Source organism: Brucella thiophenivorans, from assembly GCF_002252445.1.
GTDB classification, from domain to species: domain Bacteria; phylum Pseudomonadota; class Alphaproteobacteria; order Rhizobiales; family Rhizobiaceae; genus Brucella; species Brucella thiophenivorans.
In genome coordinates, this window is the sequence record NZ_NNRJ01000018.1 from 31,942 (window position 1) to 45,624 (window position 13,683).

Genomic DNA, 13,683 nt, shown 5'->3' on the forward strand with positions numbered 1-13,683 from the left:
GTCAATTCGGCTCAAAGTGGATACAAATATGAGTTATTACAAACAGCTAACATATAAATTCAAAGTCTATAATGCAGACCCGACGACCCTCATAGGCGTGCTGTTATCGGTGGTATTTGCTTATCTCATCGCTGCTCCCATAGCGTTGTTGTTGTCGGATGCGGTGCTTGTTCAGTTCGCGGATCGGGCACGTTCCGGTCAGCAGATTGGTGAACTGACTTTCTATTATCTTAACCGGGCGTTGTTCTCAGCAATTTCTACGGACGTGTTCTGGCGACCGCTTTGGAACACGATTATTATTGCTGTTGGTTCGATTGCCTTTGCGCTTGTCACCGGTATTCCGCTGGCATGGCTTTTGAGCCGTACCAATCTGCCCGCAAAGAAGTGGTTCTCGACGGCACTGATCGTTCCTTACATGCTGCCGTCATGGACCTTCGCACTGGCTTGGCTGACCCTGTTTAAAAACCGCACCACCGGTGGTCAGCCAAGCTGGATGGAGGCTTTGGGTTTTTCGCCATCCGATTGGCTTGCCTATGGCATGTTGCCAATTACACTCATTCTGGCGATGCACTATACGCCTTTCGTAATCCTGCTGTTTGGCAATGCGCTTCGCCAGTTTGATTCCACGTTGGAAGATTCAGCGCGCGTCATGGGCGCTGGCAAATTGCTGATCGCACGGCGCATTATTCTGCCGTTGATGCTGCCTTCGCTGGTTTCGGCCTCAACCCTGATCTTTGCGAAATGCCTCGGTGATTTCGGTGTCGCTTATATTCTTGGCGTTCCGGTCGGCTTTGACGTGCTAGCAACGTCCTTGTTCCGAGCAATCTCAACCAGTCAGGCCGGTATGAGTGCCGTTCTTGCTGCAACGATTGTGGTTCTAGGCAGCATTTCGATTTTCCTCGATATGTATCTTCTCAAAGAGGCCCGTCGTTTTGTTACTATCGGCAACAAAGGGTCGATGAACCGCGAGACTGATCTTGGCCGGTTCCGTCTGCCTGCATTCAGCTTCGCCATGCTTATGTTTGTTGTCAGCGCGTTCATCCCGCTGATGGCGCTTTTGCTAACGACCATTATGCGCGTGCCGGGCGTGTTTACACTTGATAATTTCACACTCGATTTCTGGATTGGCACCGACCTCAATACCACAGCTATGAGCAACGGGATTCTGCTGACTGGCGAATTCTGGAAAGCAACATGGAATACGCTTTGGATCGTCGGCTCTGCGGCCTTGGGTGCTGGTCTTCTTGGTCTTCTGGTTGGCTATGTCGTGGCACGTACGCCTGTGGCACTCGTTGGCACATTCCTGCGTCAGGTAACGTTCCTGCCGTATCTTGTCCCCGGTATCGCCTTTGCTGCTGCCTATCTCACCATGTTTGCGGTGCAGCGTGGACCGCTGCCAGCGCTTTACGGAACACCGATACTGCTGGTTCTAGCGATCCTTGCCGATCAGATGCCTTTTGCATCGCGCGCGGGTATTTCTGCGATGATGCAGCTTGGCAAAGCCCCGGAAGAAGCAGCCCAAGTTGTGGGTGCTGGTTTCTGGAGACGCCTCGTTTCGATCGTGGGACCTATCCAGAAGGGCTCACTGGTTTCAGGGATTCTGCTCCCGTTCATCTCCGGTATCAAAGGTTTGAGCCTTGTCGTCGTTCTGGCGGTGCCTGGCACTGATGTTCTCACCACCTATGCATTGCGCCTTGTGGATTACAGCTACAGTCAAGCCGCAAATGCAGTCGTTTTGATGATCTGTGTCATCGCTTTTGGCGGAACCATCATCGTTCAAAAACTCACCAACAGCAAATTGTCTGACGGATTGGGAGGCAAATAATGTCGAGCATAACTATTCGCGATGTCAGAAAGAGCTACGGTAAAGCCACCCGCGCCGCAGTGGAAAAACTCTCGCTTGAAATTCCAAAGTCGGAGTTTCTTTGCCTGCTCGGACCTTCGGGTTGCGGCAAGACAACGACGCTGCGGATGATTGCCGGGCTGGAATATCCGACCGAGGGTCAGATACTGGTTGACGGCAAAAAAATTGTCTCGGTCGATGACGGCATTTATGTGCCGCCAGAAAAGCGCGGAATGGGACTGGTTTTCCAGAACTACGCGCTGTGGCCGCATATGACTGTTGAAGAAAACGTCGAATTTGGTCTCAAGATTCACAAGATCGCAAAGGCCGAGCGCGATCTAATCATCAATGATGTGCTGAAAAAGCTTGGTATCGAGCGCTATCGTGATCGTCTGCCAGCGCAAATGTCCGGTGGTCAACAGCAGCGCGTGGCACTTGCCCGCATGCTGGCACTCAAGCCCGACATCATTCTTTTGGATGAGCCACTTTCCAATCTTGATGCGAAGCTGCGTCTGGAAATGCGTGCGGAACTCAAGCGTATTCATCAGGAGATGGGGTCGACGGTCGTGTTTGTGACCCATGACCAATGGGAAGCAATGACGCTCGCAACCACTATTGCAGTGATGAGTGAAGGCGAATTGCAGCAACTTGGTACGCCCGACGATATTTATGAACGCCCGGCAAATCGCTTCGTGGCGGAGTTTATCGGCAATCTGCCAATCAATATCACGGAGCTTAACAACACCAACAATGGTGCGCTTGCCACCTGGGCCCGCGATTATCTTAAAGTGCAAGGCTTTGCTGCTAGTGATGTGGGTTCGGTCGGTATACGGCCGGAATCTGTGCGATTGAGCGATAAGCCGATTGAACAGGGTTGCGTCGCAAAGGTTATCGACATCGTGCCGACAGGCGGAAGCTGGATCGTGGAATTGTCAGTGAACGGCGAACAGTATTTTGCAATCGCCGCAGATGCTCCGTCACAAAAAGCTGACGATCAAATCTGGTTCCACGTCGAACGAAGCCACGTTCATGTGTTCGACACTGACGGAAAACGCATCAGCGGTTGATCTAATCGCTGAATGTTCTCAATAAAATAATTAACCTTGGAGGAAAACATGACTTTATATTTGCGCACCTGTGCGGCTCTCTCTTTGAGTGCAGCGCTTCTGACAAGCACAGCGGTTTTTGCAGAGCCAGTCACTGAAATCGGCATTAAGGATGCCGATTATTCGCTAGAAGCGCTGATCGAAGCTGCGAAAAAGGAACCGGCGATCACTGTTGTTGATGCAACTGGTAAGATTGTAACCATGGCTGAGGCCTTCACCGAAAAATACGGTGTGAAGGCCACTGGTGTTAAGATGAATGGTCAGAACCAGGAGCAGGTCATTCTTCGTGAAGCAGCAGCAAACAATGTCCGCACTGACGTGTTCAACATGAGCAATCTGCCGTCGGTTACGTCTGAAATTATCGTTCAGGGTGCTGGTTTGAGCTGGATGCCGGTTGATCTCAAGGATCAGATTCCAGCTGAATATCAGAATCCTGCGATTACCAGCCTCAACCCATGGGTTTGGGCGTATAATTCGGATGTTCATGGCGACAAGTGCCCGATCGACAATATCTGGGCGCTAACGACAGAAGAATGGAAGGGTCGCATTGCGATCCCAGATCCGCTTCTACGCAATGAAACAATGTTCTGGTTCAATCAAATTGCCGAACATGACGATGAAGCCATGCGCAAGGCTTATGAAGAGTTTTTCGGTGAGCCGCTAAAAACAGATGAAGAAAGCGCTACGGCCGAATGGGTCAAGCGCTTTGCCAAGAACCGGCCAAGTGTAACACGCAGCGATACCGAAGTAGGCCCGATCATTGGCGCGAAGGGACAGGAAAAGCCATTTATGGGCTTCCTCAGCACCTCAATCTTCCGCGATGCCAAGAAGAACGGCTATACCATGGGCATTTGTGCAGGTATGAAGCCATGGGCTGGCCAACTCACACCACGCGTGGCGGTGATTGCATCGGGAACCAAAAGCCCGAATGCTGCAAAGCTTTTCGTTCATTACATGATGACGGAAGAGGGGATGGCTCCGCAGTTGGCTGACGGGAAAATTTCGTCAAACAAAGACGCGACGATTCCTGAAGGTGAAGTTTCGGGTATCGTGAATGTCATCGACCAACTTTACGTCCCGCATTCTGAAACTGCTGAGAGTGATTACTCGAAACTTCAAGATTGGCAGGATTTCTGGACGATCAACTCGCGCTGAGCTTTTCTTATTATGATCAAACCTCACAGAACGCTCTAAGTATTTGTTTTGTCGCAATATCGGACGCTAATTGCTTCGCAATTCTGCTGGGAAGGTTCTGAGAAAAGCCCTTATATTACAAGAGGGCAGTTATCTGCCCTCTTGTTAGAAATTATCCGACTACGATTTTAATCTGCGGAGCAGCCAGTTCAAAAAGCCATGCACCGTCTTCCTGACCCTTTTGCTTATAGCCGATCACTTTGAACCATTTGATGGCATCTGGGCGGTCGAGCCAGCTTCTGGAGTGAACAGGCAGATCCCCTGAAAGTGCCTGAATGTGGCGTATATGTTTTTTGCAAAAGCGGACTGTCTTGGCGTTGAAGAATTCTTCTTTAGCCGCAAAAAGAGTGTCCGCAGCATCATTGCTTTCTTGCCATGCGATGATTGCGACCACCTTGTCATCCTGAACCAGCGCATGCGCACGACCTTCGCGCAGGTTCATCATCAAATTATCATAGGCCGCTTTGGTGTTTTTACCCGCAGCAATGTATTCCGTGGTTATACGGGGTGAAAGGTCGTGAAAAACGCTTTCTAGATCGCCAACAGTTGCTGTGCGTGCCTTCATTTTTCTGACCTCATCTTGTGTTGCGTTGATACCTTACCCAGCCATTTTACTGCACAGTTCCCTCGGAGGGAACCGCAGCTATAAACGTCTTAGCGGATGTCAGGTTCCGCAGGTCCTAAGCCTTGCTGATAATCTTGCGCAAAGCGACGCCAATTTAGGGGCAGCAACTCAACAGTCTTCAACGAGTTCAAGATGAAGCGGTAGATTAATTTATCCGATTATTTCAATTGCAAATTAATCAACCAAAATCCTGTACGCCAGTTGGCGAGCGGTAATAGATAGGAAAGATCAATCCATAAGGAATGATCACGACATTATCCGTATAAACACCATCCGTCTTATCGCTGGATTCAGGCATTTTCTGCAAGTTCTCCTTGGATGAGTAGATTGCAAACAGTATTGCTCCCCAAAGCAGGAAGGGCAGCAGTGCGATTAAAATGTAAATATAGCTTGTGTGGTCCATGCCGCGAATGGTGATCTAATAGTTCTGCGCCATCAAGCAAAGGACTTCTGAAATAATATTTCTCAGAGCCAAATTTTTCTCTTGTAAGTTTAATCAGGCTTACGAAAAGGTGGAAAGCTGTTTAAATAAGGCTTCAAATCCTCTGAAGAACGATTCAGAGATATACCCCATAACAAGGCTGTAAAATGTTTGAATTTGATGATCCCCGATTTCGACCCTTGTGGATACGGGTATTGATCTCAGGAAGCTGTCTTGCATGGGCCGCATTTGAGATTTCGATTGGCGCGGTCGGCTGGGCTATGTTGTTCGGTGCACTGGGCCTTTGGTCTGCATGGCGATTTTTTGTGACGTTTAACCCGGATAAGAAAAAGCAGGATTAGAGCGCTGCTGCGATCTGGACCAGATCATTTAATTTTCTCATAAGAGCGAGTCACCAGCGCGCTAAAGCCAGTTGCATGCCTGTCGCATCGCGAAATGACGTAGCTTATCTTGAATTAACAACATTTTAAAACTCAATATCACATTTCAATCGTTATAATGTTATCGCCATTATTGTGATGATCTCAAAACGGTGTTACGCCCTCCTTGTCTCGACCCACTTTAGAGCGTCCTGAAGACATCCGTATGGAGTTTGCGTGTAAATGAAATCTGTTTCCCCCGTTTCCAATATACTGCTGCCTGCGAAATCTTGCCGGGAGCAGGGCGAATGACAATGGCAGGAAATTTCGCACCACTGGTGCTTGCTGGCGATAATGACCGTGTGGACGCACTGGCAGTCGGTGAATATCTCGACGCTTGGGCAGGTCAGGACAGCTTGCGCCTTGCAACGAGCAATGCAATCAAGGCCATCCTCGCAGGATCAGGCCGTCTTGCAGGTCGTATCGCACGGGGTTCGCTGCCCGGCAATCCGGGTAAGCTGGTTGGCGTCAACAGTGATCAGGACCAGCAGAAGAGCATCGATGTCGGTGCGCACAATCTCTTTGTTGAACTGCTGATTGCGGCGGGTGCCGCATCGGTTCTGTCGGAAGAAGCTGAGCTGCCGGTTCCCGGCAAATCTGATGGTTTGATTGCGGTTGCGATCGATCCGCTCGATGGTTCAGGCAATGTCGGGCTTGGTGCGCCGCTTGGCACCATTTTCTCGATTTTTCCCGCAGATGTGGGGGAGCCTTTCCTGCAACCCGGCAGTCGCCAGATTGCCGCTGGTTATGTATCATTTGGCAATTCCGTTGATCTCGCGCTCTCGGTTGGCGAAGGCGTGATTTTCGCGACGCTTGATCCTGTCAGCGGTATTTTCCAGATCACACGTGAGAATGTGACGCTTCCTGAGCGTACATCTGATCTCGCATATAATGCTTCGGTTTATCGCCATCTATCGGCTGGTATGAAGGCATATGTTGATGATTGCTACAACGGTAAGGACGGTCCGCGCGGCCGCAATTTCAACATGCGCTGGCTTGGTGCTGCTGTGGGCGACATGCACCGCATCATGCAGCGCGGTGGCATCTTCTTCTACGTAGACGATGTGCGCCCGGGTTATGAAAAAGGCCGTCTGCGCCTCGTTTATGAAGCCAATCCGATTGCTTTCCTTAGCCAACAGGCTGGTGGCAAGGCGACCAATGGCTCGAAACCGATCCTCGATATTATTCCGGAAACCTACCATGAGCGTAGCGCGCTGGTGTTTGGTGTTGCCGAGGAAGTCGATGTGCTCGGCGAATATTACGCGCGTTCGCGCAATTAACTAGGAGGAAACTCAGATGGCACGTATTACGCTCCGTCAATTGCTCGACCACGCTGCTGAACACAGCTATGGCGTTCCGGCCTTTAACATTAACAACATGGAACAGGCGCTTGCGATCATGGAAGCGGCGGATGCAACAAATGCGCCGGTTATCCTGCAAGCGTCGCGCGGTGCGCGTTCTTACGCAAATGACATTATGCTGCGTCATATGATGGATGCAGTCACGGAAATTTATCCGCATATTCCGGTTTGTGTGCATCTTGATCATGGCAATGAGGCCGCCACTTGCATGACCGCAATTCAGGCAGGCTTTACCTCCGTCATGATGGACGGTTCGCTCAAGGCTGATGGCAAGACGCCAGCTGACTGGGATTATAACGTCTCCGTCACGCGTCAGGTCAGCGAAATGTCTCATCTTGGCGGTATTTCCGTCGAAGGTGAGCTTGGCGTTCTCGGTTCGCTTGAAACCGGCATGGGTGAAGCCGAAGACGGTCACGGTGCGGAAGGTCAGCTTTCGCATGACCAGCTTCTGACCGATCCTGATGAAGCCGTGAAATTTGTTCGTGAAACCAAGGTCGATGCGCTGGCGATTGCCATGGGCACCTCACATGGCGCCTATAAGTTCAGCCGTAAGCCTGATGGTTCGGTGCTTGCCATGAACGTGATCGAAGAAATCCATCGCAAGCTACCAAACACACATCTCGTTATGCATGGATCGTCTTCAGTGCCGGAAGATTTGCAGGAAATCATCAACAAGTATGGCGGCAAGATGAAGCCAACCTGGGGTGTACCTGTTGAAGAAATCCAGCGCGGCATCAAGCATGGCGTTCGCAAGATCAACATCGATACCGATAACCGCATGGCGCTGACGGGCCAGATCCGTCGCGTGTTGCAGGAAGATCCAAGCGAATTCGATCCGCGCAAGTATCTCAAGCCTGCAATGGCTGCGATGACCAAGCTCTGCAAGGATCGCTTCGAGCAATTCGGCACCGCTGGCCATGCTCAGTCAATTCGTCCGATCCCGCTGTCAGATATGGCAAAGCGTTATCGCGATGGTTCGCTGGACCCTAAGTTCAGCTAAGAATTGCAATTTACGGCAACAAAAAAGCGGCGGGTTTCCCCGCCGCTTTTTCGTATTCTAAATAGTCAAGCTATCAGCACTTGTTGTACTTGGCATCAACTTCGTTGATCGCGTCAACATTGCCAGCCGAACGACCATTTTCGTCAAAAGTCTGTGCAAGGAATGCATCAGCAATGGTCTTTGCAACTTCCGAACCGATAACGCGTGCGCCCATGGTGATGATCTGCGCGTTGTTGGAGAGTGCTGCACGTTCTGCCGAATAGGTGTCGTGCGTCAGCGCTGCGCGGATGCCCGGAACCTTGTTGGCTGCAATGCAAACACCGATGCCGGTGCCGCAAACGATGATTGCACGATCATAAGTGCCGTCGAGAACGGCAGAGGCGACGCGATCCGAGAGGTTTGCGTAAAATGCTTCGGCACCTGCGTCTGTGCGCGAGATTTCCGACACTTCAAAGCGATCCTTGAGGTGTTCTGCAAGAATCTTGGCCAGACCTTCACCAGCGCTGTCGCCTGCTACTGCTACTTTCATGATAATGCTCCTTAATTAGCTGCAATTTTCTTGGCGCATTTCGCCAGAATGTCGAGATAGCCTTCCACGCTCCATGCCGAACGACCGATAAACAGGCCATCGATATGCGGGCAGGCGATGAGTTCTTCGCAATTGCCGGGATTGACCGAGCCGCCATAAAGGCATGGAACGCGACGGCCAAGAATGCCTTCTGCAACAGCAATAATTTCGGCCTGACGAGCATCGGCATACTCTGCCGAGGCTGGAATGCCGTTTTCGCCAATCGCCCAGACTGGCTCATAAGCAAACAGGACTTCGGCCTTTTTCTGTTCATCCGAAAGCTTTGAAAGCGCACCGTGCACTTCTTCGGCAAGAACTTCCGCTGCACGTCCGCCTTCGCGATCTTCAAGCGTTTCGCCGATACAGATAAGCGGTATCAAGCCGTTCCGGACGGCTGCTTCAACCTTGAGGCCAACTGTTTCGTTGGTTTCGCCGAAATTTGCACGACGTTCAGAATGGCCAAGCTCAACAATGTCGAGGTTGCAATCTTTGAGCATTAGCGGCGAGATTTCGCCGGTCCATGCGCCTTGATCGGCCCAATGCATGTTCTGTGCACCGACCTTGACGGAGGTTTCCGACAGAATGTCCTTCACTTCGCGGACATAGGTAAACGGTGGAATGACAAAGCGCTGAATATCTGCCGAACGGCCAGCGTCGGCTTCCTTCAATGCGTTCGCAAAGACGCGGGCTTCTGCCAGCGTCTTGTTCATTTTCCAGCTCGTACCAACCCAGAATTTAGACATGATAAATGCTCTTTCTACTCGTATTTTACTCTGCGATTGTTAGTTTGATGCCGGCTGGTTCCAGATCGGCCACAAGTTTCTCTCCCGGCGATTGATCCGTAATAATGGCATCAAAATCGCCAAGATCGGCCATCACATGCAGTGCTGTGCGGCAAAAACGCTGGTGATTGACCAGCAAGCAGGTGCGGGTGGCCGAAGCCGTCATGGCGCGCTTGGTACGAACGACATTTTCGTCCATGTGATAAACGAGGCGTCCGCTAACTGCGGGTGCCGAAATGAAGGCAATGTCGGCGCTCAGCTTGGAAAGTGCTTCCTCGGTCAGAAGACCAAAGAAAGCATTGAACTTTGCCGAAAACACACCGCCAAGCGCAATCAGATTGATGCCCGCTTCGCCTTTGAGATTCTCGATAATGACAGCATTGTTGGTAATCACTGTCAGCGGACGTTTTTCAACCAGCATGCTGCCAAGAACCGCCGCCGTCGATCCGTCATTGATCATCACCGTCATGCCGGGTTCAATGAGTTCCAGCGCTGCGCGGCCCATTTGTATCTTGGCGTCATTGTCCTGCTGCACGCGAAAACGGAAATCGCTTTCAAACTGGGATCCTGCATCCATCGTTGCACCGCCGCGCACCTTGCGCAGTACGCCTGACTCTTCAAGAGAATCCAGATCGCGGTGGATGGTCATTTTTGAGACTGCAAAACGCTCGGCAAGATCGTCCAGATCGACTGCATGATTTTCAATCAGTAGATTGATGATCGCCTGTCTTCTGTCGTCGCGTTTCACGAAAATTCCGATCTCAAAGCGTGGTTGCTTATGACGCAAGTTTAAATCACAAAATCACATAATAATCCATATAAAATGTGATTTTGTGATGTTTTGTTGAGTGAGGCGCGCCTTACTCCACAAGAGCTTTTGCGGTGCGCTCATCGGTGATGAGGCCATACAGACGACCGCTTTTGAGAACGGCGCGAATAGCTTCCGCTTTTGACAGACCGCCAGCCAGACCGATGATGCGGCTCATATCAGCGTTTTCTACCGATGCGGCAATTGTGCGGGCTGTCAGCTTTGTAGCTAGTCGCGTGCCATTCTTATCAAAGAAGTGTCCGAGCATTTCACCGACTGCACCATATTCAGCAATCTCTTCCATCTCAGTCAAATCAATCACGCCTGATGTGACGAGCTGTGCATGGGCATCAACGGTGCCGATACCGACAATTTTCAGTTCCGCACGACAGCCCATGTCAAAAACGGTTATGACGCCCTTTTGCGCCAGCAGCACTTCGCGATCTTCTGCTGTATTGGCAAAGAACGGCACAGGCATCACGTAGGCGGGTCTGCCGGTCTTCTCGGCAATGCGGTGCATTACGTCATGCGGGTTAGCTGCAAAGTTTCGCGTCAAGCCACCGAGCAGCGAGACAAATTCTAAATCCTTTGCCGCAACGCGCGGCATATGGCTGACCGCCGCCGAAAGTGTGCGGCCATGTCCGAGGCCGATTACTTCATGGTCGCCGTGTTCAATCTCACGACGCAGAAATTCCGCACCTGCGTTGCCTAATGAGAGCAGGGGCAGGGCGTCTTCGCCAAGATCGGGTGCGACTTCGCAATATTCGAGGTTATATTTTTCAGCGAGCTGATTTTCGAGATCGATACATTCCGAAATATCGCCGTCGATGGTGACCTTCACCGCGCCGTCTGCAACGGCCTTAGCGATCAAACGATGTGCTTTTACAGAAGGCAGCCCGAGCCGCTTTGCAACTGCTGACTGGGTCATTCCGCCAATAAAGTGAAGCCAGGCTGCACGAAGGGCTAAGGAATCCTCTGCATCTGCCATTTTCGTGCTGCCTGCTCCCGATTCTTTATTTTTTTCTTGTGGTTATATTTTCAAATCTCCAGCGCCGGTGTCAATGTGCGGAGCCCAGAAGGCCACACTTTCCGCAATCTGTGGAATGACTTCACGGTCGTTTGGATCGCGTTCTTTGAATGATAGTTCGAGGCAGATTTCGTTGTCCACTGCGCCGCCTTCGGCAAAAGCTTTGAGCAGCGGTTCTGGCTGAATGCGACCCTTGGCATTGAAAGCTGCTGTGAACGGGCGATGACCGCCCTTGTCCATCAGGCTCTGCTTGATGTGAATGATTGGTGATACTTTTGGAACCGCGCGCGCCCATGCGTAAGGGTCGAAATCATCCGGGTTCGATGAGGTGACATCGCCATGATCAATATCGGCCATCATCCACATTGGGATTGCCATATTCGCAGCCGTCAAGCGATCCTGAAGCTTGATGCTTTCAGCGATTGTATCGCCAAATTCACGGCCAATGCTCATTGGTTCCCAGAAGACATAATCAAGGCCAGCACCAGCCGCATGTTCGGCAACTTCCGCCCAGCAGTCGATCGCGATCTTGATCAGCTCTTCGCGGCGTTCAGGACTGTCAAAATCCTTATAGGTGAAAATGGCAAACTGTGTTCCGACCGACTTGCCGCCGAGATCGCCGATAATATCGGCAAATGTTTTGAACCAGTCCACATAATAGCGGCGCACGTCGGCATCCGGATGGCCGAAATGGTTGAGACGACCGTAAGGGCCCGTCATGCCGGAGGTGACGCGAACGCCTGTGCGCTGCAGTGCTTTGTCCATATCGCGGGTGAGCCGGCGGATGGTTGAAGCCTGCCAGCTTGGATTGATGAACTCGTGCGTGAGCTGCAAATCACGCAGGCGCAGGTCGCGCGCAACAGTTTCGATCAAATCATCCGGCTCTGCAAAGCGGTTTACAAGCGGATTGGTGTTTAGTGAAAGCGTAAGGGCCATTGTTTCCTCAGGCAGAAATTTTCGCGTTGTCGAACCATGCAATGAATGCGGCGCGTTCGGTTTCACTCAAGTGCAGATAATGCTTTGTGCGGCGATAAAGGATATCGTTCGCCGTTTTTGCCCATTCCTTGGAAACGAGATAGCGGACTTCCGCTTCATAGAGATTGCCGCCGAAATGCTGGCCAAGGCTTGCAATGTTGCTCACGTCCTCAACGATGTCCTTAGTGCGTGCGCCATAGAGACGTCCATAATGCTGGACCAGCTTGCGCGGCATCCAAGGATAGCTGTCGCGCAGACTATTGGCGAAGCTTTCATAATCCGCATTCGGAATTTCGCCGCCGGGCAGGGGCGAGCCATGCGTCCAGTCACCGCCCATCTTCGGGAAAATGTGCTTGAGACGATGCATGCCGCGCTCTGCTAGCTCGCGGAACGTGGTGATCTTGCCGCCAAATACGTTGAGAAGAGGCGCGTCGTTGGTTTCGTCAAGATCGAAAACATAGTCGCGGGTGACAGCGGATGGGTTGCCCTTGCCATCGTCAAACAGTGGACGCACACCAGAGAAGCTATGCAGCACGTCTTCGCGACGCAGCTTTTCCTTGAAATAGCGGTTTACAGCGGTGAGCAGGTAGTCGATTTCTTTTTCATCAGCACTGACATCTTCCGCACGACCTTCATAAGCAATATCGGTGGTGCCGATGAGCGCCTTGTCGCCTTCATAGGGATTGATGAATATCACGCGCTTGTCGTGGTTCTGCACCAGATAGGCATTCGCACCCGCCCAGAATTTTGGCACGATGATATGGCTGCCCTTGACCAGGCGCACATTGCGCGAAGAATTCGATCCAGCAACATTGGTGATGACGTCTGTTACCCATGGGCCTGCGCAATTAACGATGCAGCGCGCGCGGAAGCTGCGCACTTCACCGGTATCGCGGTTCTTGGTTTCAACGATCCAGCCGCCTTTTTCGCGACGTGCGGAGGTAACTGGCGTACGGGTGAGAATAGTTGCACCCTTTTCAGCGGCACCTACGGCGTTGAGCACGACGAGACGGGCATCATCCACCCAGCAATCAGAATATTCGAAACCCCTGGTGTATTGATCAAGGATTGGGGTGCCTTCCGGGTCGCGCCTGAGATCAAGCGTGCGGGTGCCGGGGAGTTTCTTGCGGCCGCCGAGGTGATCGTAAAGGAACAGGCCAAGACGCACCAACCAAGCCGGACGATCCTGCGGGCTGTGCGGGAGCACAAAACGCATCGGCCAGATGATATGCGGCGCGGCGTTCAACAGAACTTCGCGCTCGATCAGCGCTTCACGTACCAAACGGAATTCATAATATTCGAGATAGCGCAGGCCACCATGCACAAGCTTGCCGGAACGCGATGAGGTGCCTTCTGCGAGATCGTCTTTTTCCGCCAGCACAACCTTGAGGCCGCGCCCGGCTGCATCGCGGGCAACACCCGCGCCATTGATACCGCCGCCAATCACGAACAGGTCGTAGGTTTCCGGTTCAGCCATCTCATGCTCCTTCGGATGCCGATTGTTCGGCATAATCATGTGTCGTTATAATGCGT

12 protein-coding genes are annotated in these 13,683 nt (G+C 51.8%); 5 read left to right on the top strand and 7 right to left on the bottom strand.

The window, feature by feature from the left end; genetic code table 11:
* The first annotated feature begins 28 nt into the window (after positions 1–28).
* The 3 genes from CEV31_RS08880 to CEV31_RS08890 are packed head-to-tail and all read left to right on the top strand — an operon-like array spanning position 29 to position 4,104.
* On the top strand, positions 29–1,825 hold the full coding sequence (locus CEV31_RS08880; protein WP_094506717.1) for an ABC transporter permease: 1,797 nt from the start codon (positions 29–31) through the stop codon (positions 1,823–1,825).
* Positions 1,825–2,910 (top strand): ABC transporter ATP-binding protein, encoded by a 1,086-nt coding sequence (locus CEV31_RS08885; RefSeq protein WP_094506718.1) that lies wholly within the window; start codon positions 1,825–1,827, stop codon positions 2,908–2,910. The genes CEV31_RS08880 and CEV31_RS08885 overlap by 1 nt, the downstream gene beginning before the upstream one ends.
* A gap of 48 nt (positions 2,911–2,958) precedes the next feature.
* Complete coding sequence (locus CEV31_RS08890) at positions 2,959–4,104, top strand: ABC transporter substrate-binding protein (RefSeq protein WP_094506719.1); 1,146 nt, start codon at positions 2,959–2,961, stop codon at positions 4,102–4,104.
* A gap of 151 nt (positions 4,105–4,255) precedes the next feature.
* Here CEV31_RS08890 and CEV31_RS08895 read toward each other — a convergent pair whose 3' ends face one another.
* Complete coding sequence (locus tag CEV31_RS08895) at positions 4,256–4,708, bottom strand: hypothetical protein (RefSeq protein ID WP_094506720.1); 453 nt, start codon at positions 4,706–4,708, stop codon at positions 4,256–4,258.
* Positions 4,709–5,877: 1,169 nt separating this feature from the next.
* On the opposite strand from CEV31_RS08895, the gene CEV31_RS08910 reads away from it, so the two are divergent.
* Entirely contained in the window at positions 5,878–6,909 is a 1,032-nt protein-coding gene (locus tag CEV31_RS08910) for a class 1 fructose-bisphosphatase (protein WP_094506723.1), read from the top strand.
* Positions 6,910–6,925: 16 nt separating this feature from the next.
* Positions 6,926–7,990: a class II fructose-bisphosphate aldolase gene (fba, locus tag CEV31_RS08915; protein WP_064321482.1), complete on the top strand. Its 1,065-nt coding sequence runs from the start codon at positions 6,926–6,928 to the stop codon at positions 7,988–7,990.
* 73 nt (positions 7,991–8,063) lie between these two features.
* Here fba and derI read toward each other — a convergent pair whose 3' ends face one another.
* The 6 genes from derI to CEV31_RS08945 form a co-directional block, all read right to left on the bottom strand.
* On the bottom strand, positions 8,064–8,519 hold the full coding sequence (gene derI / locus CEV31_RS08920) for a D-erythrulose-4-phosphate isomerase (protein WP_094506724.1): 456 nt from the start codon (positions 8,517–8,519) through the stop codon (positions 8,064–8,066).
* 11 nt (positions 8,520–8,530) lie between these two features.
* Positions 8,531–9,301 carry a triose-phosphate isomerase gene (locus CEV31_RS08925; RefSeq protein WP_094506725.1) on the bottom strand — a complete coding sequence of 257 codons (771 nt, stop codon included), beginning with the start codon at positions 9,299–9,301 and terminating at the stop codon, positions 8,531–8,533.
* Positions 9,302–9,326: 25 nt separating this feature from the next.
* Complete coding sequence (locus CEV31_RS08930) at positions 9,327–10,088, bottom strand: DeoR/GlpR family DNA-binding transcription regulator (RefSeq protein WP_094506814.1); 762 nt, start codon at positions 10,086–10,088, stop codon at positions 9,327–9,329.
* 112 nt (positions 10,089–10,200) lie between these two features.
* On the bottom strand, positions 10,201–11,136 hold the full coding sequence (locus CEV31_RS08935) for a sugar-binding transcriptional regulator (protein ID WP_094506726.1): 936 nt from the start codon (positions 11,134–11,136) through the stop codon (positions 10,201–10,203).
* Between the two features lie 42 nt (positions 11,137–11,178).
* A complete protein-coding gene (locus CEV31_RS08940; RefSeq protein WP_094506727.1) occupies positions 11,179–12,111 on the bottom strand; it encodes a TIM barrel protein in 933 nt (310 codons plus the stop codon).
* 7 nt (positions 12,112–12,118) lie between these two features.
* Positions 12,119–13,627 carry a glycerol-3-phosphate dehydrogenase gene (locus CEV31_RS08945; protein WP_094506815.1) on the bottom strand — a complete coding sequence of 503 codons (1,509 nt, stop codon included), beginning with the start codon at positions 13,625–13,627 and terminating at the stop codon, positions 12,119–12,121.
* Positions 13,628–13,683 lie beyond the last annotated feature (56 nt).